This window comes from Methylophilus sp. 13 (assembly GCF_015354335.1).
In the GTDB taxonomy this organism is placed as follows: domain Bacteria; phylum Pseudomonadota; class Gammaproteobacteria; order Burkholderiales; family Methylophilaceae; genus Methylophilus; species Methylophilus glucosoxydans.
Genome location: NZ_JADKYR010000003.1, coordinates 147771 through 173101, shown reverse-complemented (window position 1 = coordinate 173101; position 25331 = coordinate 147771). Strand labels below are relative to the sequence as shown.

Genomic DNA, 25331 nt, shown 5'->3' with positions numbered 1-25331 from the left:
TACGTCGCTTGTTTAGGCATGGATTATGCCTCTATTTTGCTTTCTTCAAACTTACGGTACAAGGTTGGCACCACAATCAGTGTCAACAAGGTTGAAGTGATCAAGCCACCAATCACCACGATCGCCAATGGCCGCTGTACCTCTGAGCCTGGGCCGGTGGCAAACAGAAACGGCACCAGACCGAGCATGGCTACCGTGGCCGTCATCATGACTGGTCGGAACCGCTGCGCGCAGCCCTTGCGAATCGCCTCCAGTTGACTCAGGCCTTCATCACGCAAGGTACGGATATAAGACACCAGCACCACGGCATTGAGCACGGCAATCCCCCACAGGGCAATAAAGCCGACAGAGGCCGGGACTGATAAATATTCGCCGGTGACAAACAAGGCAATCACGCCGCCAATCGAAGCAAATGGCAGCACCAGAATAATCATGGTGGCAAAGCGTATCGACTGGAACAGCAAGAACAGCAAGAAGAAAATCGCCGCAATGGTGACTGGGATAATAATCATCAGGTGACCCATGGCCCGCTCCATGTTCTGGAACTGGCCACCATACTCAAGGTAGTAACCATCGGGCAATTGCAGGCGCTGATCCAGCACTTGTTGCAGCTCCGCTACAAAACCACCCAAGTCACGGTCTTTCACGTTAACACCGATGACAATGCGGCGTTTGGCCAGCTCGCGGCTGATCTGCGCCGGGCCATCCTTGACCTCAATATCCGCTACATCGTCCAGCGCCACACGCGAGCCGTTAGGGGAGGTCAACATAATATTACGGATAGCTTCTTCATTATTACGGAAAGATTCTGGATAGCGCACTGCGGCTGAAAATCTGCGTTGTCCCTCAAAAATCTCGGTGGCGATTTTGCCGCCAATGGCTGTTTCAACGATGTCATGCACATCGGCAGTGTTGATGCCATGACGGGCAATCGCCTGACGGTCAATCGTAATATTCAGGTATTGTTGCCCGGAGACTTTTTCTACCTTGATTTCTGTCGCGCCTTTGACCGTGCCGGCAATCTTGGCAATTTCGTCCGCTTTTTGTTTCAGCATATCCAGATCTTCACCGAAGATCTTGACGGCGACATCGGCACGCACCCCAGTCAGCAACTCATCCACGCGGTCAGAAATAGGCTGCGCCATGATGATTTGCACGCCCGGGATGTACTTCTCAAGCACTTGACGCATTTTTTCCGCAATATCATCCTGTGTCCAGCCTTCCGGCCATTCATCACGCGGTTTCAGGCTGATAATGGGGGTGGACTCGTTTTGTGCCTGCGCATCGGCCGGGCTTTCACCACGGCCGAGGCCGGAGATGGCAGACTTGACGCCCGGCACTTGCTCCATGATCAGCTTCATCGCCTTGTTTTCCATTTTCATGGATTCTTCGAGCGAAATATTAGGGACACGGTTAATGCCCGGCACAATCGAGCCTTCTTTCATTTCTGGGATAAAAGAAGTCCCTAAAAATGGGAATAGCGCAATGGTGCCAATAAATAAAAGCGCCGAGAAAGTAATGGTTTTTTTCTCGTTATTGAGTACCCAGTTCAGAGCGGATAAATAGGGTTGCTTGATCGTCTGTATCAGCTTGGTGTCTTCACCGCTCCCGCCCTTTAAGACATAGGAGCACAGCGCTGGCGTCAGGGTCAGCGACAAGATCAGCGACACAAACAGGGCAATGGCAATGGTGTAGGCCAGAGGCGCAAACATTTTGCCTTCCATGCCTTCCAGTGTCATCAATGGCAAGAACACCAGAATAATAATGCCTACGCCAAACAAGACGGGTGTCGCCACTTCCGTGGCAGCTTCCAGTGCCACGCGAATCCGGCTTTCGTCTTTACGGTGCCCCAGGTGGTGAAACGTATTTTCAACCACCACGACTGATCCATCGACCATCAAGCCTATGGCAATCGCCAGACCACCCAGCGACATCAGGTTGGCAGAAATGCCGTAATGGTTCATCACCATAAAGGTAATTAGTGGCGTCAACACCAGCGTGCCGACCACAATCAGGCTGGAACGCACGTCGCCCAGGAACAGGAACAGAATCACAATCACTAGAATAATGCCTTCAATCAGCACTTTGGTAACAGTGTGTAGTGCCGCATCCACCAGTTCGCTACGATCATAATAAGGCACGATCTGCAAGCCATGCGGCAGCATGCCTTTGCTGTTGATTTCTTCTACCCGCGCTTTGATACGGCTGACTACTTCCTTGGCGTTGCCGCCACGCATCATGATGACAATGCCACCCACGGATTCGGTATCACCATTTTTCAGCACCACGCCGACGCGCACTTCATGGCCTATGGTGACTTCTGCGACATCACGGATGTAGACCGGGATGCCGTTTTCTTCCTTGAGCACCATGTTGCGGATATCGTCCAGGTTTTGCACCAGGCCCACACCGCGGATCAGGTATTGCTCGGCATAGTGGGGCAGAATGCCGCCGCCACTGTTGGCATTATTACGCGCTAACGCTTCATACACATCTTTGAGCTTGATCGAAAAATGCGTCATGCGGTCAGGATTGACCAGGACCTGATATTGTTTAACGTAACCGCCTTGAGAGTTAATCTCGGCCACACCGGGAATACCGCGCAGCAATGGGCGCACGACCCAATCCTGGATGGCGCGTCTTTCGGTCAGGTCTTCACGCGTCAGCTCTTTTTTGCCATCACTGGGTTTGTCCAGCGTGAATTGATACACCTCCCCCAAGCCAGTGGAGACCGGCCCAAGAATAGGCGTCACGCCTTGAGGCATACGCTCCATGACTTCCATCAGGCGTTCCATCACCAATTGTCGGGCGAAATACACATCGGTGCTGTCAGTGAAAACCAGCGTAATCAGCGACAGGGCGTTTTTATTCACCGATCGCATTTCAGTGAGGCCGGGCAGGCCGGTCATGGCGATTTCCAGCGGTACGGTGATAAACCGCTCAACTTCTTCCGGAGATTTTCCGGTGGCCTGTGTCGCAATCATGACCTGAACGTTGGTCACATCAGGAAATGCGTCGACAGACAGTTTTTTAACGGCAAATAAACCGGCGCCAATCAGGGCGATGGCAAGCACCAACACAATCAGGCGCTGCTTGAGCGCGCTGCGAATTAAAGACTCAATCATGCCTTACTCCATTTCTTTGCGCTTACGCTCGTTATTGACGTGAAAAGCGCCATCCAGCACGATTTGGTCACCAGCTTGCAAGCCCTGTAATACTTCCCGGTAACCCTGATAGGTTCTACCGAGGGTGACAGGCATCAGTTTGTATTGCGTTGGTTTCATGGTTTGCACAAAAACATGGTCTGCATTGTTTTCACGCACCACAGCCGTCGCGGGTACAGCCACAACTTTTTCCGGTTTAGCCTCGAGTAGGATGGTGATCAGCATGTCTGGCTTTAACAGCATTTTGCTATTATCGATATTGGCACGCGCCATCACGGTCCGTGTGGCCGGATTAACAATATCGCCCACAAACGCCAGCTTGCCGGTCAATTCGGCATCGCCCAGAGCCGGTACCTCAATATTGATGGTTTGGCCTTCGCTGATATGTGCAATTTGCTGTTCAGGAATCTCGGCAACCGCCCAGACATGCGATAAGTCTGCAATCACAAACAGTTCTTCGGCCGGGGCGACGACTTGCCCCAGTCTGGCATTACGCGCGATGACCGTGCCGGTGATTTTTGAATTGACCTGGCTGGTAGACATGCCGCTATTGGCCAGACCCAGCTGTGCGATGGCATTAGGCGCCATGCCAAGGACCAGTAACTGGTCGCGGGCAGCATTGACCTCTGCATTGGCGGCATTGAGCTCACCTTCACGGCGCTGTAATTCGGCCGGGCTGATCACGTCGGCTTCAAGCAATTGCTTGGCGCGGTCAACGGCCTTTCTATGCAATTGCATCTGCTGGCTGGCTTTAATATAACTTAGTTGATACTGCGCCAGCTCTGTACTTTTGATGGTGGCCAGACGCTGGCCTGCTTTAACTTCGTCGCCCAGATTGACATCGAGTGTACTGATACGACCGGTAATCGACGCCCCTGCACGCGATTCATATTGTTCATCCACCTGGATACGGCCAGGGATGCGCAAAGTATCGACGAACTGTACTTCGGTGACCGGGCCGGCCTTGACGTTGGCTTGTAATTCTTTGGTCAAGGTGACCAGGCTAGGGTCGACGACTTCTTTTTTTTCTGCAACCGGAGCAGGTTTTTCTGAGCACGCGGTAGACATCACAGCCAGCGCGGCGACCAGTAAAGTTGAAAATAACACACGAGACATGACCATCCCCTTAAGGTTGTACCAAATCGGAACCGATGAAACGTTCGATTTGCAAGACACTGAAAAAATAATCGAATTTGGCAATCAGGTAGTCCCGTTTGACTTCACGATTGACGCGTTGTGCATCCAGATACTCCAGAATGCCGCGTTCTCCGAATTTATAAGCCGCTTCAGCGCGACTCAAGGTTGCCTGCGATTGTTGCAACAAGCCGTTTTCAAACGCTTTTAGCTGGTTGCTGGCAATCACGGTCCGTTGATAGGCGCTGTCTATCTCTTTACGCAGCAATAGTTGCTGCTGCTTGATGTTGGCATTGGCTTCCTCAATCCCCGCCACTGCTTGTGCTATCTGGCCTTCGCGCCGGTTCCAGACCGGTAAAGGCACCACCACGCCTACTCTTAAGGTATTCAGGTCCGGGTCTTGCGTGAAATCTGACTTCACGGTCACCCCGGGGAAACGTAGCGCCTGCTCCAGTTTGAGTTTGGCTTCAGCACTGTCCCTGGCACTCTGCAGCTGTTGCAGGTAAGGATTGTTCTCCGCCGAACGTCTCAATTCGGTGATGTCGGGTAGGTTCGAGATGGTAGGTAACTGCCGCTTGATCTCAAACGCGTCAGGCATATTGCCGATCATGCCATGCAACATGGCTTTGGCTTCGTCAATTCTGGTTTGTGCACTGGCATAGTCACGTTCAGTGGCCAGTAATTCAGTATCCGCCTTGATCAATTCATATCTGGCCGCTTCGCCTATTTCAACTTTGCGTTTGACGCGGCTTTGTACTTGCTGCAGTAACGCCAGGTTTGCGCCCAGCATTTCCATAATCTGCTGGCGAAGTAACACATTCAAATAAGCCGCTTTAATCTGGTTACGCAAGTCAAAGCTGGTAGTGTGGATACCTTTCTCGGCGTAATTAAACTGCTGCTCAGCATATTCACGACGGGAGGCGCGTGTGCTAAGAAAGTCCAGTGGCTGGGAAATGGTCACGCCATAGTTCTGGTTGGTCGTACCTGGGGCATTACGATATCTGGCAGGTCCCGCCATGATTTCCAGGTCTGGATTATAGTAAGAACGCGACACGGTGACGCCAGCGGCAGCAGCTGCCGTTTGAGCTTTACTCACTGCAATGGTGGGATTCTCAGCCACGGCTTTGTCCAGCAGCATTTGCAAGTCAAAAGTTTGGCCTTCGGCCAGTGCGAGGGCGGGCAGGCTACACAGCCATCCCAGCCAGTATAAGGTTCGCCAACGAATACAAGACAACATAATGATCCTCATGACAGCGTGCTGTTGACAGCACTCTGTGAATACATATGACACCTGCGTCACATCCTGAGGATGCGCGCAGGCACGACGTCTTTAAACGGATTGCGGAGGCCGGTCTAGCCAGAAGGATAAGAGCAAGTGATAGGAAGAGGATTGATGTTCGGGAGGATGGAACTGGGTTTTATGTAATGGGTAACTGAATCCGGGGAGCAGGATTTTATCAATGTCGATTTCGGCAATCTCAAGCATGTCTACCGAGTTGCTCACCTCTCCAAAGTCCGCAGACAACGCGTCATCGGATGCATTAGCCAGGCTCGCGACTGTAGTGACGGCGTTGTCAAGCAAGCCGGTCTCGAGCAGGGTAGTGGTGGCCGCCGGTTCGGCGGCCGTTGTTTGCAGTGCAAACAGCAAACACAACACATGTAGAAAATAAAAAATCTTTTGCATGTACAAAATCAGTTCTGTCAGGCAATTCATTGATAGCAATAACTATACCAGCAATTTGCATATCCCTAACGTATTGATTTTAAGCCTGGCTGAAACAAAACACGGGGGCCAGGCAGCAATCGCATGACTCGTGTCCATGGTTTTTTTGCACTAAAGCAGTGCAAGAAACACAAAAGCCACCGTTTAGAGTGGCCTTTGTGCGATGAAAGTTCAATCCAAATCAGGCTGAAACAGTTTCCTCTTTAAAATTCAACTGAATCTGGTCATGTTCATCAATATCAATATGGACCTGACCACCATCATTTAGCTTACCAAAGAGCAATTCATCGGCCAGCGCTTTGCGGATCGTATCCTGGATGAGGCGTGCCATCGGACGCGCACCCATGAGTGGATCGAAGCCTTTTCTGCCCAGATAAGCCTTAAGCTCATCACTGAAGGTGACATCCACTTTTTTCTCATGCAACTGATCTTCAAGCTGCATCAAGAACTTGTCTACCACGCGCAGTATGACTTCCTGGTTCAGGGCGCTGAACGACACGGTCGCATCGAGACGGTTACGGAACTCAGGGCTGAACAAACGCTTGAGGTCAGCGGCTTCATCAGTGCTGTCCTTGCTGTTGGTAAAGCCTATGCTGGCTTTTGACATGCTTTCTGCACCCGCGTTAGTCGTCATGATAATGGTGACGTTGCGGAAATCCGCCTTGCGGCCATTGTTATCTGTTAGCGTGCCATGATCCATCACCTGCAACAGAATGTTGAAGATGTCAGGATGAGCTTTTTCAATTTCATCCAACAGCAATACGCAGTATGGTTGCTTGGTGACCGCCTCAGTCAACAAACCGCCCTGGTCAAAGCCGACATAGCCCGGAGGCGCACCAATCAGACGGGAGACGGCGTGACGCTCCATATACTCGGACATATCAAAGCGCAGCAACTCAATGCCCAGGATGTAAGCCAATTGTTTGGCCACCTCGGTTTTACCGACCCCGGTGGGACCCGCAAACAGGAAGCTGCCAATCGGCTTGTTGCCATTGCCCAAACCGCTGCGAGCCATTTTGACGGCAGAAGACAATACTTCGATTGCCTTGTCCTGACCAAACACCACGGCTTTGAGATCGCGTTCCAGCGTTTTGAGCGCATTGCGGTCATCACTGGAAATATTTTTGGGCGGAATGCGCGCAATCTTGGCAATAATCTCTTCAATCTCTTTATTGCCAATAATTTTTTTCTGCTTGCTCTTTGGCAGAATGCGCTGGGCTGCTCCTGCTTCGTCAATCACGTCAATCGCCTTGTCTGGCAAATGGCGGTCGTTGATGTATTTGGCAGACAATTCAGCGGCCACAGTCAGGGCGCTGGCACTATATTTCACACTATGATGCTCTTCAAAGCGGGTCTTAAGGCCTTTGAGAATTTCAATGGTCTCAGCCACGCTAGGCTCTTGCACGTCGATTTTCTGGAAGCGACGAGACAGGGCGTGGTCTTTCTCGAAGATGCCGCGGTACTCCTGATAAGTGGTCGCACCTATGCACTTGAGGGAACCGTTTGAGAGCGCTGGCTTGAGCAGGTTGCTCGCATCCAGCGTGCCACCACTGGCAGAGCCGGCGCCAATCAGTGTGTGGATTTCATCAATAAACAAAATCGCATCCGGTTTCTCGGACAATTGTTTCATGACGGCCTTCAAGCGTTGCTCGAAATCACCACGGTATTTGGTGCCAGCCAACAGCGCGCCCATGTCGAGCGAGTACACGGTGGCATTTTCCAGCACTTCTGGAATTTCTTTGTTGACGATGCGTGAAGCCAGGCCTTCTGCAATCGCAGTTTTACCTACGCCTGCCTCACCCACCAGCAGCGGGTTGTTTTTGCGGCGACGGCACAATGTCTGGATCACGCGCTCAAGTTCCAGGCCACGCCCAATCAGCGGGTCAATTTTGCCCGCAACAACTTGCGCATTGAGGTTCAGGGTGAAGTTTTCGAGTGCGCCGGTGCTGACACTTTCACCTTCAGTTTCCTGTTCGCTGCTGCTGGATTTTTGCTCGTTTTCCTGGATTTTGGCCACGCCATGTGAAATGAAGTTGACCACATCCAAGCGAGTCACGCCTTGCTGATGCAGGAAGAACACGGCATGCGAATCTTTTTCGCCATAGATTGCGACCAGCACATTGGCGCCCGTCACTTCTTTTTTGCCGGAGGACTGCACATGCAGCATGGCGCGCTGGATGACGCGTTGAAAGCCAAGCGTCGGCTGCGTGTCAACCTCATCGCTGCCAGCCACTGTCGGCGTGTGTTCTTCAATATATTGGCTGAGTTCGCTACGCAGGGTATCAAATTTGGCACCGCAAGCACGCAGGACTTCTGCGGCTGTCGGGTTATCTAACATAGCCAATAACAGATGCTCAACCGTAATCAATTCGTGACGCTTTTGTCTCGCGTCCATAAAAGCCATGTGCAGGCTAACTTCAAGTTCTTGAGCAATCATGATGACTTTCCTTAATACACTACACTACAAAAAACGCCGGATTCACAACAGCAACCCTTCGCTAACTGGCAAAAACGATTTGTTTTCTTGTTATCGTGCTTTTTTCAAAAAAATTCAATGCCCCAATCGTACTATTTGCTCAAGTTTAAATGAGTCAAACTGAATGAAACCATGTATTCACATGCTACCACTGCTGCTGATGCTTTGAAGCGCAAGAATGTCAGCGTATTTGCCCGATATTCTTGCGATGCCTATTTCAGGCTTCAACCCTGTGTTACGCCGCTTCAATGACGCATTGCAAGGGATGTTGCGCTTCTCTGGCCGACTCCAGCACCTGGTGCATTTTGGTTTCGGCTATGTCTTGTGGGTATACACCGCATACGCCCACACCCTCGGTATGTACTTTGAGCATGATTTGCGTCGCTTGTTCGCGGGTCTTGCTAAAAAAACGCTCAATCACTGCCACCACAAACTCCATCGGGGTGTAGTCATCATTGAGTAACAACACCTTGAACAGTTCGGGAGGTTTGGGTTTGGCAACTTGAGGGGCTACCGCCAAATCACTATCACGCTTGGGTCTTGCCATAGTTTCGTATACCTGTCTTAGGACTTATTTTGCGCCTTGTATTAAAAAATTCAAGTGCTGGATACGGAAGTTAGCCGTGTTTTAAAGATAAATTTTGACGCGCTTGACGATACGGTCCTGCGCTTCCAGGATTTCGAGCCGGTGATCACCGATCTTGAAGCTGGTATTCTGCTCGGGAATATCCTCAAAGTGCTCCAGAATCAGTCCATTCAATGTACGTGGACCATCGGTAGGCAACGAGAGTTTCAATTTGCGGTTGAGATCGCGCAACAGACTGCTGCCATCCACCAGCCAGCTGCCATCTTCATGTTGATGAAACTGGCGTTCATGTTCTGGCGTTTGAGTGGTGAACTCACCGACCACTTCTTCCAGAATGTCCTCCAGTGTCAGCAGGCCTTTGAATTCGCCATATTCATCTACCACCAGCGCAATGCGTTCATGGTGCTTCTGGAACTGCTGTAACTGGGTATACAGCGGCGTGCCAGAAGGGATGTAGTAGGGCAGACTCATGGCTGCCTGCAGCAACGCTTTGGTGGGCGCCTGGCCAATATGGAAGTCGCGCAGGAGCGGCAGTACTTTGCGCACATGTAAAATGCCAACAATGTCTTCATGATCGCCCTGGCGCACTGGCAGCCGAGAGTGGTGGCTACGCACCAGTTGTTCCATGATTTGCTCAATCGGATCATCGAGGTCGATGAATTCCACCATGGTGTGCGCCGTCATTGCATCGTCGACAATAATGTCTTCCAGATCAAGCAAGTTGAGCAAAATGGTCCGGCTTTGTGAGGGGATATATTGCCCGGCATCGCTGACAATGCTGCGCAGCTCTTCAGAGGTCACTGCTTGGGCCTGCTCGTCAAAGTTAACGCGCACTCTGAGTATTTTGAGGAAGGCTTTGACAAACAGATTGACAAACCAGACCACGGGCGTGAATAACCATAATAGCGGGTAGAGCAGGTAACTGCTGGCAAAGCCCAGTTTTTCGGCATGGGCAGCGGCAATCACTTTCGGCGAAATCTCACTGAACACCAGAATGGCAAAAGTGATGGCCAGCGAGCCAAACATCAACACATAGTCGCCTTCACCAAACAGGCGCTCGGAAATAATCACTTCCAGTGTCGAGGAGCCCACAATACAAAACGTGTTGCCCAGCAGGATGGCACCCAGAGTTTTGTCGGTTTGCGCAATCAAGCGGCTTGCCAGTTTAGCCCCGCGGTGACCTTCTTTGGCCAGATGTCGCATGCGGTAACGGTTCAGCGACATCAAACTGGTTTCGGCAATAGAGAAAAAGGCCGTAAAAGCCAGCAACAGCAGTAGCAGGCAAATCTGCCAGCTTAAGGGGATATTGTCCAAGGGGGCGACGATAAAAACAAGAAGCCACTAGTGTACTCACCAGTGGCTAAAAATCAAGGGAAACCGGGACTAGGTCGCGGCTTAGGGGGCGAGGGCGGCTTCGTCTTCTTTCGGTTTTTTCTCGCTGTCACCAATCAGGTTGGCACGGTTGACGCCTAGCCACATGGCAATCGGGCAGGCAACCAATACGGATGAGTAAATGCCGAACAGAATGCCAATGGTCAAGGCCAGGGAGAAGTTGTGCAAGGTTTCGCCACCAAAAAACAGCATGGAACAAACCATGGTTTGCGTCATGATATGGGTGATGATGGTGCGTGACATGGTACGCGTAATCGCATTGTCAATCACTTGCACTGCGCTGGCTTTACGCATTTTCTTGAAGTTTTCACGCACACGGTCAAAGACCACCACAGATTCGTTCACCGAATAACCCAGCACGGCAAGAATCGCGGCGAGCACAGTCAGGTTGAACTCCCACTGGAAGAACGCAAAGAAGCCCAAGATAATAATCACGTCGTGCATGTTGGCGATGATGGCAGCTACCGCAAAACGCCATTCAAAACGCAAGGCCAGGTAACCCATGATACCTGCGCAGACCAACAGCAAGGCCAACGCCCCATTTTCATACAACTCTTCACCCACTTGTGAGCCGACAGACTCCACGCGACGGATTTCAGCACCTGCGTCCGCGCCTTTCAGGGCGGTCGAGATTTTTTCAGAGAGCTGGGCAATCGATAATTCTTTTTTAACGGGCAGTCGGATCAGCACATCCTGGCTGGAACCAAAGTTCTGCACCGTGACATCTTTCAAGCCAACCGCATCCATGACCTGGCGAATTTGCTCGATATTGGCAGCGGCCGGGTAATGTACTTCCATCACGGTCCCGCCGGTAAAGTCCACCCCATAATTGAGGCCACGGTGAAACAGGAAGAAAATTGCCAGCACAAACGTGATCAGCGAGATTGAAGTGGTCAGACGCCCGTAACTCATGAACGGGATGTCTTTTTTAATTCTGAATAATTCCATAATGTGTTCTCTTAAATGCGTTTCTAGTCGTGGCAGGTCACGGATTAGCCGATCCGCAGGTGCTCAATCTTGCGGCGATAGCCATACAAGAGATTCACCAGTGCACGAGAAACCAGCACGGCACTAAACATAGAGGTCATAATGCCCAGCACGTGAACCACAGCAAAGCCTTTGATCGGGCCGGTCCCGAACATGAACAGTGCCAGACCTGCAATCAAGGTCGTCACGTTGGAGTCGAGAATCGTATCAAACGCGCGATCGTAACCGGCATGGATACTGGCTTGCGGCGTATTGCCGTTACGCAACTCTTCACGGATACGCTCGTTGATCAGTACGTTGGCGTCAATTGCCATCCCCAGGGCCAGTGCAATCGCGGCCAAACCTGGCAGAGTAAGTGTGGCTTGCAACATGGATAGGATGGCAACCAGCAATAGCAGATTCACACCCAAAGCCATCACCGAGACGCCCCCAAACACCATGTAGTACACAATCATCATGACCGCAATCGCGGCAAAGCCCCACAGGGTAGAGTGCACACCACGTTTGATGTTTTCTTCACCCATGCTTGGGCCCACAGTACGCTCTTCAATGATTTCCATCGGTGCGGCCAATGCCCCGGCACGTAACAGCAATGAAATGTCTGTGGCTTCCTGCGCGTTGGCCATGCCGGAAATCTGTACGCGGCCACCGCCAATTTCTTCATTGATCACCGGCGCTGTAATCACTTCGGTGCTACCTTTTTCAATCAGCAAAATCGCCATGCGTTTGCCAACGTTTTCACGGGTGACATTTTTAAAGATTCCGGCACCACGGCCATCCAGCGTGACATTCACGACTGAAGCGCCATTTTGGCCATTCACACCAGGCCCTGCATCGGTAATCCTGTCACCGGTCAGCACCACATTCTTTTTCACCAGTACGGGGCGACCTTCACGGTCAGTGAACATTTCATCGCCAAACGGCACCTGTCCGCTTTGCGCTTTTTGCAAGGTCGCCATGTCAGACTTCTCTTCGTCTACCATGCGGATTTCCAGGGTCGCGGTCCGGCCCAGGATTTCCTTCGCCTTGGCGGTATCTTGCACACCAGGCAATTGCACCACAATGCGGTCCATGCCTTGCTGTTGCACGATAGGCTCAGCCACACCCAGCTCGTTAATCCGGTTGTGCAGCGTTTGCAGGTTTTGCTTGAGCGCGAATTCCTGAATGCGTTTTTGCGCCATCACACTCATGCTGGCTGTCAGGTTGAAGTCCTTGTCGCTGCCCGTAATTTTATAAGTCAGGTCAGAATAGTCCTTTGCAAGCAGGTTGCGTGCTTTGGTGGCTTCTGCTTCGGATTCAAATTTCACTACCACCACTTGGCCTTGGCGCTCAATGCCGAAATAATTGACTTTTTCTTTACGCAAGGCCATGCGGAAATCGCCCATGGTGCTTTCTGCGGCTTTGTCCAGCGCGGCTTTCATGTCTACTTGCAGCAGAAAGTGCACGCCGCCACGCAAGTCCAGACCCAGATACATCGGCTTGGCGCCTATGCTTTGCAGCCAGTTTGGCGTTTGTGGCACCAGATTGAGCGCGACGGTATAGTCTTTGCCCAGGTTGGCGACCAATTTGTCTTTTGCCAGCAGTTGCGTATCGGTATTGGCAAAACGTACCTTCACGCCGCTCGCATCCATAAACACGCCATCAAACGGAATATCCGCGAGCTTGAGCGTATCCTCCACTTTGCGCAGCAAGCCCTCATCCAGCTTGAGCGAAGTTTTGGCCGGACTGATTTGTACCGCAGGCGACTCCCCAAAAAAGTTGGGGATCGTGTACAGCAGCCCAATCACAATCACGGTGCCAATCAGCACGAATTTCCATAACGGATAACGGTTCATAACAAACTCTTGTTCAGAATGAAAGGCAAGCGCGTTGCGCTTGCACTAAATGGATAACAGTTAAATCGATTTTAAAGTGCCAGCAGGCAGTAAGGTCTGCACAGTGTGTTTCTGTACATGCACCACGGTATTGGCCGCGATTTCGATGCTGACAAAATTTTCACTGACTTTGGTCACTTTGCCGACAATCCCGCCGTTGGTTGCCACTTCATCGCCTGCTTTCAGTGTTTCGAGCATGGATTTATGCTGCTTGGCCTGCTTGACTTGTGGGCGGATCAGCATGAAATAAAACAACACAAAAATGACCACCATAGGCAAAAAGCTCATAAAGTCGGTGGCTGGCGCGCCAGCGGCATAGGCATTGCTGATAAACATAATACTTGTTCCTGAATGAATCTAATAAGTAACTCGCGATTCTAGCACAGGCAAGAGAAGAATAAATGGCGGGGTGTGATTCGAGGATGAATGGGCTTGATTTGCTAAAGCGTGTTTTATGGGTATCTCTTTGCGATGTCGGTAGGAATCTGCAAGGTTAATACTAATCTTATTAAAATCGAAGAACGAGTGATGGGTTTTCTGTAAGTCTTTGTTGGTATTTCTTAGGCGCTTTAGCTTTATTTTTCTTTGCTTGCCCAAAGATAAAGTAACCAAAAGAAAGTGCACCCCAGCTTCCGCTTGTCTCCTGCGCTACTCGGCTTGCCGGGCGGCCATCGAAACTCGCCCTAGCGGCTTGCAAAGAACGCAAGCCACCGCGGAACTCGGACAGCCGATGGCCGAAGGCTCCCGCCAAGTCTGCGTTGCTCGGCGCGGCAGATGGGGGCCCTGAACACCATGTGAGCGCAACGAGCTTAGGATTGAACAAAAGAATTATTTTTTGAACGGTTCAAACATCAACCGTGTGAGTTTGGAGAGATGAATTCCATTCCATCAGGCAGAGTAGCGAAAACAAAGTAAGGAAAAAGGGAGCGACTGTCTAAGCTCCGCAACAAGCCACGACGTGTGTGGCTTGTCAGGGCGCGTTTCGTGACCGCTTACTTTGTTGAGCAACGCAAGGGAGCAGCAAGGCCGTGATTGCTGGGTCTCGTCCTCTTTGGCTACTGCCGCCACGATGTGGCTTAACCTGAAGATTAGCCTACGCCGCAACACTTCGTTCGTTGTGGTTACTTTCTGGGGGGCAAGCACCAGAAAGTGACTCGCCGAGAGGCGAAAAGAATGCAGCATCAAGAAATACTAATTTCTGCTTTATTTTAGAGTCGGCGGTTAAGATTAATTAGAAAATTAACGCTTCTCTGCCCGTTTCCGGGCAAATTCGGCCTTAAACGCTTCAAAACGGTTCTCTTCAATCGCCGCCCGCATGCCTTGCATCAACACCTGGTAATAATGCAGGTTATGGATGGTGTTCAAACGCGCGCCAAGAATCTCGCCGATGCGGTGCAGATGATGCAAATAAGCACGGCTAAAGTGCTGACAGGTATAGCACTCACACTCATCATCGAGTGGGCGTGTATCCGTTTTGTAACTGGCGTTCTTGATCTTCACATCGCCGTATTGCGTGAACAGCCAGCCATTACGGGCGTTGCGGGTGGGCATCACACAGTCAAACATATCAATGCCATAACTGACGGCATCCACCAGGTCTTCAGGGGTGCCGACGCCCATCAGGTAGCGAGGTTTGTCTTTGGGCATTTGTGGCGCGGTATGCGCCAGGATGCGTAACATGTCCTCTTTGGGTTCGCCGACCGAGAGGCCGCCAATGGCATAGCCATCGAAGCCAATGGCTTCCAGGCCCTGGCGTGAGATATCGCGCAGGTCTTCGTACATGCCGCCCTGAATAATGCCGAAAAGTGCGTTGCCATTGCTGGGTGTGTTGTCTGCGCCTAGTTGGGCGATTTGTTCCTGGCCACCCTGCAGGGTCAGGGTATGCGCGATGGTGTGTGTCTGGTAGACATTAAAAGCATCGCGACTGCGTTGTGCCCAGCGCAGGCTGAGTTCCATCGACTTGCGCGCCTGATCATGGCTGGCCGGGTAGGGTGTGCACTCGTCAAAAATCATGACGATGTCACTGTTGAGTACACGCTGGATGCGCATTGACTCTTCAGGTGTCAGAAAGCAGCGGTCGCCGTTGATGGGGGACTGAAACTTGACACCTTCTTCGGTAATTTTGCGCAAGTCGCCCAGGCTCCATACCTGAAAACCGCCTGAGTCGGTCAGAATGGGCTTATCCCAGCCCATGAATTTATGCAGGCCATCATGTGCTGCAATCACTTCTAGGCCTGGCCGCAACCACAAATGAAAGGTATTGCCGAGCACAATGTGGGCTTGAATCTCATCGAGCTCCTGTGGAGACATGGCTTTGACCGTGCCGTAGGTGCCCACAGGCATAAAGGCCGGCGTTTGTACTTCACCATGGGGCAGGCTGACGGTGCCGCGGCGAGCTAGGCCGTCGGTATTGTGTAAGGAAAACTGCATGAACGCGCGATAACTGGCTTAAATAAAGCGCTATTTTAGCACAGCCGGGATACTTGCTTCTTGCGGAGAAAACCCGCTTGCATGCAGGGGGCACGCTTGCATTTTTTGTGATTGCCCGCAACAATGCAGGTATTCTGCAATTCTGAAAAGTTCCTTATGGTTGAATCACAAAACCGCCAGTCTAGACGCGAACAACACACCACCCTGCGGCAGCGCGGGATTTACCTGCTACCCAACCTGTTTACCTCAGCTTCGCTATTTGGCGGTTTTTACGCGATTGTGCAGGCGATGAACCAGCACTTTGAGCAGTCAGCGATTGCGATTTTTATTGCCATGGTGATGGATGGCCTGGATGGCCGTGTGGCACGCATGACCAATACCCAAAGTGCGTTTGGCGCTGAATATGACAGCTTGGCAGACATGGTGTCGTTCGGGGTCGCCCCGGCGCTCATCATGTATGTGTGGGCCTTGCAGCCCATGAACAAGCTGGGCTGGATTGCAGCGTTTATTTATGCCGCCTGTGCCGCCTTGCGCCTGGCCCGCTTTAATACCAAGCTGGATGATCCCTTTCAGGACAAGCGCTACTTTCAGGGCTTGCCAAGCCCGGCCGCAGCAGCCTTGATTGCCGGATTTGTCTGGGTGTCTTATGAATACAATATCGATGGCCGCGAGATTTTCTTTGGCGCCTTGCAGGTGAAATGGATTGCCTGGTTTATCACTATTTTTGCGGCAGGCTCTATGGTCTCTGACCTCAAGTTCTACAGCGGCAAGGATATCAATCTCAGACATTCGGTGCCGTTTGTAGCCATTCTGGCGGTGGTGATGGCCTTTGTGCTGATTTCATACAGCCCGCCAGAAGTATTGTTCAGCGTGGTGTTCGTGTATGCCTTGTCTGGCTATTACATGTGGGCGCGCGAGCGGCTGCAAGCCAAAAATACTGTCTAGTGCAGAGTCTTTTCTAAAACGCGCTTGGGTAAGCGCGTTTTTTATTTGACGCTTGAGGTGTGGGCGCGGTTATAGTCATTTAAAGGACAAGCGGGTAAAATCCGGCTGTCAGATTAGGAATATTCATGGAACAAATTATTATTTTTGATACCACGTTGCGTGACGGGGAGCAGAGCCCCGGCGCAGCGATGACTAAAGAAGAAAAAATCCGCATCGCCCGCCAGTTGGAGAAATTGGGCGTGGATGTGATTGAAGCCGGGTTTGCTGCCGCCAGCCCCGGTGATTTTGACGCGATTTCCGAGATCGCCAAGGTGATTAAAACCTCTACCGTTTGCTCGCTGGCACGAGCCAGTGAAAACGATGTGCGCCGTGCCGGCGAGGCGATCAAGCATGCCGTCCGTGGCCGTATCCATACCTTTATTGCCACCAGCAAAATCCATATGGAAAACAAGCTGCGCATGACGGAAGACCAGGTGGTTGAGCGTGCTGTGCAAGCCGTCAAATGGGCGCGTGAGTATACTGAGGATGTCGAGTTTTCTGCGGAAGATGCGGTACGCTCAGAGATTGATTTTCTGGTGCGCGTGTTTGAGGCCGTGATTGAAGCGGGCGCCAAAACTATTAACGTCCCGGATACGGTGGGTTACAGCCTGCCGGCGGTGTGGGGCGAGCGCTTTGCCACCTTGATCCAGCGCGTCAAGGGCGCGGACAAAGTGGTCTGGTCTACCCATTGCCATAACGATCTCGGCATGGCGGTCGCCAACTCGCTGTCAGCGGTCATGAATGGTGCACGTCAGGTCGAGTGCACAATCAACGGCCTGGGCGAACGCGCCGGGAATGCCAGTCTAGAAGAAGTTGTCATGGCAATTAAAACCCGTAGCGATATTTTTAACCTGAACACGCGCATTGATACCACGCAAATCGTGCCGTCGTCCAAATTGGTTTCTACCATCACTGGTTACCCTGTGCAACCGAATAAAGCCATTGTCGGTGCCAACGCGTTTGCGCATGAGTCTGGCATCCATCAGGATGGCGTGCTCAAGCATCGTGAGACCTATGAAATCATGCGCGCCGAAGATGTGGGTTGGGGCGCCAATAAATTGACCTTAGGCAAACTGTCTGGCCGCAATGCATTTAGAACCCGGTTGAAAGAGTTGGGCATCGAGCTCGAAAGTGAGGACGCGCTCAATGCGGCGTTTGCGCGCTTTAAAGAGCTGGCTGACAAAAAATCGGAAATCTTTGACGAGGATTTGCATGCATTGGTCAGTGATGAAGTGGTGCAGGAAAGCCGTGAAATGTTCAAGCTGAGCTACTTGCAAGTGGCCTCGCAAACCGGCGAGATCCCGCACGCGATTTTGACCCTGAGTGTGGATGGTAGCGAGCAGCGTACCGAAGCCAATGGCGGTGGTCCGGTCGATGCGACTTTCAAGGCGATTGAAAACGTGGTGCAAAGTGATTCCGAGTTGCTGCTGTATTCGGTCAACAACATCACCAGTGGCACCGATGCGCAAGGGGAGGTGACCGTGCGTTTATCCAAGGGTGGGCGCATCGTGAATGGTCAGGGCGCCGATACCGATATTGTCGTCGCCTCCGCTAAAGCTTATCTGAATGGCCTGAACAAGCTTTATGCAAAAGCAGAAAAATTGAACCCGCAAGTGTAAGCAGGCTCTGAACCAACGCTTGTTGCCTGCGGGTAACAAGCGTTTTCTTTTTTCAACCATGACACCCTGGAAAGGCAAGCCGCAATGACGCAAAGAAATCATTGGTTGTTGGTGACCATTGCGCTGGCTTGTACCTACTTTATCTGGGGCTCAACTTACCTCGCGATTAAGTATGCGATTGAGAGCTTTCCGCCCTTTGTGATGGTGGGGCTGCGTTTTACCATTGCCGGTAGCCTGTTATATGTCAGTTTGCGCTTGCTCGGGCATGCGCCGCCGACACGCTTGCAGTGGCGTGGAGCGGCCTTGGTTGGCCTGCTGTTGCCCGTGCTGGGCAATGGGACGGTGTCACAGGTGCAACTGCATGTATCCTCCAGCGTGGCTGCGCTGGCGATTGCGACTGCGCCCATCTGGATGGCGATTTTCTCCAGCCTGTGGGGGCACAAAATTAGCCGCCGCGAATGGTTGGGCATTGCGATTGGTCTGATTGGGATTTTGTTGCTGAATACCCGCGGCAGCCTGCAAGGCGACTGGGTCAGTGCCTGCTTGCTGATGTTTGCAGCCGCATGTTGGTCATTGGGATCGGTCTGGGGCAAACATTTGTCTATGCCTTCCGGGCTCATGGGTGCCGCTAGCCAGATGTTGTGTGGCGGGATCATTGCGTTTTTATTCAGTATCGCCTTTGGCGAGCATCTGCCTGCGCAGGTGTCGCCCCGGGCATGGGTGGCCCTGGGCTTTATGATCGTGCCTGGGTCTATCATTGCTTTTTCTGCCTACCATTGGTTATTGCATCATGTGCGTCCCCTGGTCGCCAGTAGCAACACCTTTGTCAATCCGGTGGTCGCCTTTGTCGTCGGCGTCTGGTTTGCCGACGAACAGATATACCTCATGGAATATATTTCGCTGGCCGTGATTCTGGTCGGCGTCTTTTTAGTGCTGACGGCAACCAAAGAAGCCGTGCCCGATGAACAGATTGTTTAATGTTGATTAAAGAAATGAAGCGTGATGAAACAAAACCTGGCCTTATTTGACTTGGACAACACCCTGCTGGCAGGGGATAGCGACTATAACTGGAGCGTGTTTTTGATTAGTGAAGGCCTGCTGGATGGCGCACAACACAAGGCGCGCAACGAGCAGTTTTACGAAGACTATAAAAACGGCTGTCTGGATATTTATGCTTTTCTCAAGTTCCAGTTGCAGCCTTTGTCGCAACATCCCAAAGCGTTTCTGGATGAGCTGCATAAAAAATATATGACCAACGTTATCCGCCCGATGATGACGCAAAAAGCACAAGACCTGGTCAACCAGCACAAAGCCAACGGTGATTTGTGCATGATCATTACCGCGACTAACAGCTTTGTAACCAAGCCGATTGCCACCGCATACGGCATCGAGCATCTCATTGGCACCGACCCTGAGATGGTGGACGGGCAATATACCGGCGGTGTCAGTGGCACGCCCAGTTTTCAGCAGGGCAAGGTGACCCGTCTGAACGAATGGCTGGCGGCACGTGGCCAATCACTGGCTGATTTTGAAAAAAGTTATTTTTACAGTGATTCACACAACGATTTGCCACTCATGAAACTGGTGACCAATCCGGTCGCTGTGGATGCGGACCCTAAGCTTACCGCCTACGCGCAAGGCCAAGGCTGGCCTATCATTAGTCTGCGAAACTAATAAGAGCCGTGTATGCTGGCAGGCGCTAAATAGTTAGCGCCCCAGCACCACGTGTAACACAAAGCGGCTGCCTATATACGCCAGCAGCAGCAAGACAAAGCCCACCAGCGTCCAGCGCGTGGCCACTTTGCCCCGCCAGCCATATTTAAAGCGCCCAAACAGCAGCCAGGCGTAGATCATCCATGAAGCAATCGAGAACACGGTTTTGTGGTTGAACTGCAAGGGTTTGCCGAAAATTTCTTCACTAAACAGCATGCCGCTGATCAAGGTAATCGTCAGTAAAACAAAGCCCACGTGCAACACTTTAAACAGCAGCGCATCAAGCACCAGTAACGGTGGAAAGCCTTGCAGCGCCAGCCAGCTGTTTTTTTGATGCAAGGCGCGCTCTGCCATGCGCATCAGGCACGCATGCAGCGCCGCAAAGGTAAACAGGCTGTAAGCCAGTATGGCGATCAGGATATGCAGGTTAAACAGCGTGAAGCCACGCGTATCTACATAATAGTCTGTCACGGCAAAGCCTGGCATCAGCACGCAAAGGGCAGCCGGGGGCAATACAAACGCTTGCAAACTATGTAATGAGTGCTTTAAGTCGGCGACCCAGTAGATTAATACGGTGAGCCATAAAATCGCCGACAGTGCGTAATACACCCCTAAGTTGACTGAGCCAATGGCAAACATGTCGCGGTACAACAGGCTGCCATGCATGACCAGCCCCAGCGCCACCATCGCGCCGTGCAGTTGAAACGGAAAAGCATTTTCATCGACCGGTTTGCCCTGTTTGGCAATGCGCCAGTAATCGAGCGCCACCGCCATATAGACAAACGCGACAATCAGGTAAGGGAGCAGGTGTTGAGTCATGCTTGGCATTATGGCAAAACTCATTGCATTCGCCTAGGGTTACTGCCGCGCAAACGCCGGATGCATGCGCTTTATTGCAAGGGTTGCCCCACCATGATGTAAAATCACTTTATACAAATTTCATGAATGATGAAAGAAAGGCCTTCCATGCTGGAAAACCTGACCGGCCGTTTGCAGGGCGTGATTAAAAACCTGCGCGGCCAAGCCCGATTGACTGAAGACAATATTGCCGATGCCATGCGCGAAGTCCGCATGGCCCTGCTGGAGGCCGACGTGGCCCTGCCAGTAGTTAAAGACTTTATTGCACGCGTGAAAGAGCGTGCTAATGGCCGCGACGTATTGCAAAGCCTCACCCCCGGCCAGGCCGTGATTGAGGTAGTGAATGATGAACTCACCGAGCTCATGGGTAAAGCCAACGTCGGCCTTAACCTGGCCGCCGTGCCGCCTGTGGTGATTTTGATGGCAGGTTTGCAGGGGGCAGGTAAAACCACCACCTCAGGCAAGTTGGCCAAGCTGCTCAAAGAGCAAAAGAAAAAAGTCCTGCTGGCCAGTGCCGACGTTTACCGCCCTGCGGCGATTACCCAGTTGCAAACGCTGGCCAAACAGCTGGAGATCGACTGCTTTGATTCCAACCCGCAGCAAAAGCCGCTGGACATTGCTGCGCAGGTCATGGATCAAGCCAAAAAGAATTACTACGATGTGGTGATTTTTGATACGGCCGGTCGTTTAGCCATTGATGAAGCCATGATGGCCGAAATCAAAGACCTGCATGCCTACCTCAAACCCACCGAAACCTTGTTTGTGGTCGACGCCATGCAAGGCCAGGATGCCGTCAACACCGCCAAAGCGTTTGGCGAAACCCTGCCACTCACCGGCGTCATCGTCACCAAGCTGGACGGCGATGCACGTGGTGGTGCCGCTCTCTCTGTGCGCCACGTCACCGGCAAGCCGATCAAGTTTATCGGCGTGAGTGAAAAAGTGGATGGCCTGGAGCCATTCCACCCAGACCGCATGGCGGGCCGTATCCTCGGCATGGGCGACGTTTTAAGCCTGATTGAAGAAGCGCATAAAAAGGTCGATATGGCCGAGGCGCAAAAAGTCGCCGACAAAATCAAGTCCGGCGCCAAGTTTGACCTCGAAGACTTTAAAGCGCAAATGCTGCAAATGCGCAAAATGGGCGGCATGGCCTCACTCATGGACAAAATGCCCAGCCAGATTTCCGGCATGGCGCAAAAGATCAACACCGACGACGTGGATAAATCCATGCGCCGCATCGAAGGCATCATTAATAGCATGACGGCAGAAGAGCGCCGCAAACCCGAGCTGATTAAAGCCACGCGCAAAAAACGGATCGCCGCCGGTAGCGGTGTGCAAGTGCAAGACGTCAACCGCCTGCTCAATCAATTTGAAGAAACGCAAAAGATGATGAAGATGTTTAGCAAAGGTGGCATGGCCAAGCTGATGCGGGGCATGGGAGGCATGATGGGCGGAAAATTCCCCGGAATGTAAAGCAAAAAATCGGGATGAATAAAAAAATAAACTTTTTATACAAAAAAAGCCAAAACAGCATTGACCAAATTTAATTCATCCCCCATAATCGCGTTCTTTCAAATTTGACGCAAAACAAAGCGGCAGACAAGAAACAGATGGGGTGTTAGCTCAGCTGGTAGAGCAGCGGACTTTTAATCCGTTTGTCGTGGGTTCGATCCCCGCACACCCTACCAAAATATAAAAAGACGGCTTGCAGAAATGCGAGCCGTTTTTCTTTTCAGCATTCCAGATTTCAGTTTTCACTATTTTTAATTCAACGTAGTTTTAGCAGTTTTCAGAATTCCGACGTTTCAGGATTGTTAAGCCATTTACGCCATCAGGTTACTACAGAGCTCATCCACCTCTAGCGACCAGCTATGTCCACAGAGTCGCATGTCTTGAGCCTTAGTCTCGTAATCCAGGACTGGTTGATACGAAGGTAATTCGGGTGGCAATGATTGGCCGTTATGTTGGCTTGGCGTGGGAATTCAAATTATTAAGCCGCCGGTGTCTTGGTTTTCTTTTTTCTTTGCTTCTTGGGTTTTGCGATATCTTCTAAAGAGATATCACTCAATGGAATAGCATCAGAACTTTGATGTTCAGTCGATCCATTATTTTTCGATGCATTATCTTCGGAGTTGTTTCTTATAGATTCACGTACTGTACTGTGCCAACGTTCGTCTAGCTCCTGTTCAAGCCATTCGGTAATTTGTATGCATGCTTCATAAGATTCAAGAAAATAGGGGATATCAACAGGTAATGATTGACCATCTTTGGCTCGAGCATGTGAGCCTGCTTTTTTTAAGTATGTTTTATTTGAGACTCCTCGATTATGAACATGAATATCTCTGGTGGCTTTCATTTCAATATATTTATGAAAGGCTGGGCATTCTAATAAAGTGATGGAGGTAAGTTCTTTGAATGAGTCAGAGAATTCATTTGGAGACTTGTATGATAATTCATTAAGTAGTGTGTCCATTGCCTTAAGATGGATTTCTTCTAGGGATTGGGCTTCAAGGACAGTACTTAGTTGGACGGAGCGTTTATTCCCTAGCTTTTGGGGGTAGCGCATAATTACATTGCGGACTATATCTCCAAGAAGAGTTTCTGAGATAGAGACTAACTGGGCTATACCATTTATTGGCATCTGTTGATGGGCCAAAAATTGGTATCGTTGGAGTAATTCTTCTTTAGTGTATTTCTTTTGGCTTAGAATTGCAGTGTGATCCGCTCGATATCCGACAGGGAAAGAAATCTCTATTTCTGTAGTTTCTAAATTGGTTACATTATTGGCAACAACATCAAATGCACCATAGGTTAGCTGCGCTAGCTCACCTTGGTCAAATAGAGCATCACGTGCAGTTGTTACTAAGAAATAAAGCTGATTGCCGAGGTTACTTTTAGTCATGATAAGTTGACTTTCGAAACGGCAGAGAATCCAGTCTTTTTGTTGAAACTCATGTTATGAATAAAGTTGCTCATCGAGTCGGAGGGGTCAACAGTCACCATGTTTAACTTAGACATTGTCACTCGGGGAATTAGAACACTTAATATTGGCTTTTCCTCTAGATGACCATTACTCGTATTTAAGAGAGTATCAATAACTGTAATGACTACTTTGTCCTCTTGCAGAATACTAAAAAGCTCGTTGGCAATGCGTAGAGCGCAGCCACAGACATAATCCTGATACAACTCATAGAACTTAGTGATCGGCATTTTCTTGACCGATAGTTTTCCACTGCTTAATAAAGATTTAATCTCATCAGGAATAACACTTTTTCCATGAGCCATTAATTCGCACTCGAGTAAACCTGTTTCATCTATACTAAACTTCAGTTCAGAACCAAGTTCAGTTAATTCTGAAAAGGGGTCAATTTGCCGAATGGCGTCAAGCTTAGCTTGAGCATCATCTTTTAATATCCCTTCGGCAAGTGCGATATCTGCTGCCCATTCGGCATGGGCATTCATCCACTCTAGCTCGGCTTGATTGTTAGCTGAAACGTCTTGTTCAATTGCCTGTTTAATCTCTGAAGCCAGTTTGGTACGTTTCCTCTTTTCTAACCCAAATAGCCGATCTATCCAGCTGGGTTTATAAGCAGCCTCCTTTTGTTTAGCTGCGTCTTCATGTTCAGAAGATAGAGGTGGTTTTTTAGGTTCAGACTGGTTCTTTATTCCAATCCAATTTATAGGGGATATCGATTCTTTGTGAATTGAAAGAAATCGCTCTAGATGATTTTCATAAGCATCAACATCGTAAACGGCTTGGTCGAGCAACTGCATTTTTGCATATTCTTTTTCTTGCCTTTGCAATTCCCGATGACGTCGTTTTGAGTCACGCTCTGCAGCTCGATATGCTGCATTGATTGATCTCACCGTACCCTTCCACCCCATAGAGGACCCCCTTTATTTTTATTGCATAAGCTTTCTTGGTTAGATATTTAGTTATGTTTGTCTAATATTAATCCTCCGAAAAATCTTTTGCCATAGCTAAAAAGTATTTGATTATTTAACTAGTTAAACCGCTGAATTTCAAATTTTAGGCTTTCAGCTTTTTGAGCAATATGCCCCGAGATTCACTCACTCGCAGCACCAAACTTTACCCATAGTCGCTCGTCTTGGAGTTAGACGCATCAATAAATTATCCCAAAAGTTTAGAGAGCTTAAACGACTGGCTAGTATTATTTCTGATAAGCAAGTTTTGTCGAAAGCTTACTGAAAATGGCTCTATTATTTTTAATGGATATAGTTTCTCTGCTGCGATTGAAGATAAATATTTACATGACCTTTTAATTCAGATGCGTGAATTTATTGATGGCTAAAGATTCAGATTTCTAGCGCATCTTTAGTTGATTGGCGTTTTTTTATTTTAGGTCAGAGGCCTATATAAAAGAGTGTAATAC

Annotated in this window: 19 protein-coding genes and 1 tRNA gene; 6 read left to right on the top strand and 14 right to left on the bottom strand. The window is 50.4% G+C overall.

What is annotated here, in order from left to right:
• Positions 1–23: 23 nt before the first annotated feature.
• The 11 genes from INP77_RS08515 to INP77_RS08465 form a co-directional block, all read right to left on the bottom strand.
• Positions 24–3125 carry an efflux RND transporter permease subunit gene (locus INP77_RS08515; RefSeq protein WP_194748622.1) on the bottom strand — a complete coding sequence of 1034 codons (3102 nt, stop codon included), beginning with the start codon at positions 3123–3125 and terminating at the stop codon, positions 24–26.
• 3 nt (positions 3126–3128) lie between these two features.
• Positions 3129–4280, bottom strand: coding sequence for an efflux RND transporter periplasmic adaptor subunit (locus INP77_RS08510; protein WP_194748621.1), 1152 nt, complete (start codon positions 4278–4280; stop codon positions 3129–3131).
• A 10-nt stretch (positions 4281–4290) separates the two neighbouring features.
• Positions 4291–5535: a TolC family protein gene (locus INP77_RS08505; RefSeq protein ID WP_194748620.1), complete on the bottom strand. Its 1245-nt coding sequence runs from the start codon at positions 5533–5535 to the stop codon at positions 4291–4293.
• A gap of 93 nt (positions 5536–5628) precedes the next feature.
• Complete coding sequence (locus INP77_RS08500) at positions 5629–5982, bottom strand: hypothetical protein (protein WP_194748619.1); 354 nt, start codon at positions 5980–5982, stop codon at positions 5629–5631.
• A 220-nt stretch (positions 5983–6202) separates the two neighbouring features.
• Positions 6203–8458, bottom strand: coding sequence for an ATP-dependent Clp protease ATP-binding subunit ClpA (clpA, locus tag INP77_RS08495; protein WP_194748618.1), 2256 nt, complete (start codon positions 8456–8458; stop codon positions 6203–6205).
• Between the two features lie 274 nt (positions 8459–8732).
• Positions 8733–9044 carry an ATP-dependent Clp protease adapter ClpS gene (gene clpS, locus INP77_RS08490; RefSeq protein ID WP_194748617.1) on the bottom strand — a complete coding sequence of 104 codons (312 nt, stop codon included), beginning with the start codon at positions 9042–9044 and terminating at the stop codon, positions 8733–8735.
• Positions 9045–9125: 81 nt separating this feature from the next.
• Complete coding sequence (locus INP77_RS08485) at positions 9126–10397, bottom strand: HlyC/CorC family transporter (protein WP_194748616.1); 1272 nt, start codon at positions 10395–10397, stop codon at positions 9126–9128.
• Between the two features lie 81 nt (positions 10398–10478).
• Positions 10479–11423, bottom strand: a complete 945-nt coding sequence (gene secF, locus INP77_RS08480; RefSeq protein WP_194748615.1) for a protein translocase subunit SecF — start codon at positions 11421–11423, stop codon at positions 10479–10481.
• A gap of 44 nt (positions 11424–11467) precedes the next feature.
• Positions 11468–13297, bottom strand: coding sequence for a protein translocase subunit SecD (gene secD, locus INP77_RS08475; RefSeq protein ID WP_194748614.1), 1830 nt, complete (start codon positions 13295–13297; stop codon positions 11468–11470).
• Positions 13298–13357: 60 nt separating this feature from the next.
• Complete coding sequence (yajC, locus tag INP77_RS08470; protein WP_194748613.1) at positions 13358–13672, bottom strand: preprotein translocase subunit YajC; 315 nt, start codon at positions 13670–13672, stop codon at positions 13358–13360.
• 903 nt (positions 13673–14575) lie between these two features.
• The gene (locus INP77_RS08465) at positions 14576–15766 is read right to left on the bottom strand and encodes a tRNA guanosine transglycosylase (protein ID WP_194748612.1); all 1191 of its coding nucleotides are present in this window, start codon (positions 15764–15766) and stop codon (positions 14576–14578) included.
• A 156-nt stretch (positions 15767–15922) separates the two neighbouring features.
• Between INP77_RS08465 and pssA the strand changes: the two genes are divergently transcribed.
• From pssA to INP77_RS08445, 4 genes are all read left to right on the top strand, one after another.
• Positions 15923–16711: a CDP-diacylglycerol--serine O-phosphatidyltransferase gene (gene pssA, locus INP77_RS08460; RefSeq protein ID WP_194748611.1), complete on the top strand. Its 789-nt coding sequence runs from the start codon at positions 15923–15925 to the stop codon at positions 16709–16711.
• Between the two features lie 125 nt (positions 16712–16836).
• Complete coding sequence (locus INP77_RS08455; RefSeq protein ID WP_194748610.1) at positions 16837–18369, top strand: 2-isopropylmalate synthase; 1533 nt, start codon at positions 16837–16839, stop codon at positions 18367–18369.
• A gap of 84 nt (positions 18370–18453) precedes the next feature.
• Complete coding sequence (gene yedA / locus INP77_RS08450; protein WP_194748609.1) at positions 18454–19347, top strand: drug/metabolite exporter YedA; 894 nt, start codon at positions 18454–18456, stop codon at positions 19345–19347.
• A 24-nt stretch (positions 19348–19371) separates the two neighbouring features.
• Positions 19372–20043 (top strand): HAD family phosphatase, encoded by a 672-nt coding sequence (locus tag INP77_RS08445; RefSeq protein WP_194748608.1) that lies wholly within the window; start codon positions 19372–19374, stop codon positions 20041–20043.
• A gap of 33 nt (positions 20044–20076) precedes the next feature.
• On the opposite strand, the gene INP77_RS08440 is transcribed toward INP77_RS08445, so the two are convergent.
• Positions 20077–20910 carry an inner membrane protein YpjD gene (locus tag INP77_RS08440; protein WP_194749093.1) on the bottom strand — a complete coding sequence of 278 codons (834 nt, stop codon included), beginning with the start codon at positions 20908–20910 and terminating at the stop codon, positions 20077–20079.
• 138 nt (positions 20911–21048) lie between these two features.
• Between INP77_RS08440 and ffh the strand changes: the two genes are divergently transcribed.
• Together ffh and INP77_RS08430 are read left to right on the top strand one after the other, a co-directional pair.
• Positions 21049–22410, top strand: a complete 1362-nt coding sequence (gene ffh, locus INP77_RS08435; protein ID WP_194749092.1) for a signal recognition particle protein — start codon at positions 21049–21051, stop codon at positions 22408–22410.
• A gap of 139 nt (positions 22411–22549) precedes the next feature.
• Positions 22550–22625: transfer RNA gene (locus INP77_RS08430), tRNA-Lys, on the top strand.
• 302 nt (positions 22626–22927) lie between these two features.
• Here the strand turns inward: INP77_RS08430 and INP77_RS08425 are convergent.
• The gene (locus tag INP77_RS08425; protein ID WP_194748607.1) at positions 22928–23839 is read right to left on the bottom strand and encodes a hypothetical protein; all 912 of its coding nucleotides are present in this window, start codon (positions 23837–23839) and stop codon (positions 22928–22930) included.
• Positions 23836–24822, bottom strand: a complete 987-nt coding sequence (locus INP77_RS08420; protein WP_194748606.1) for a hypothetical protein — start codon at positions 24820–24822, stop codon at positions 23836–23838. The genes INP77_RS08425 and INP77_RS08420 overlap by 4 nt, the downstream gene beginning before the upstream one ends.
• Positions 24823–25331: the final 509 nt, after the last annotated feature.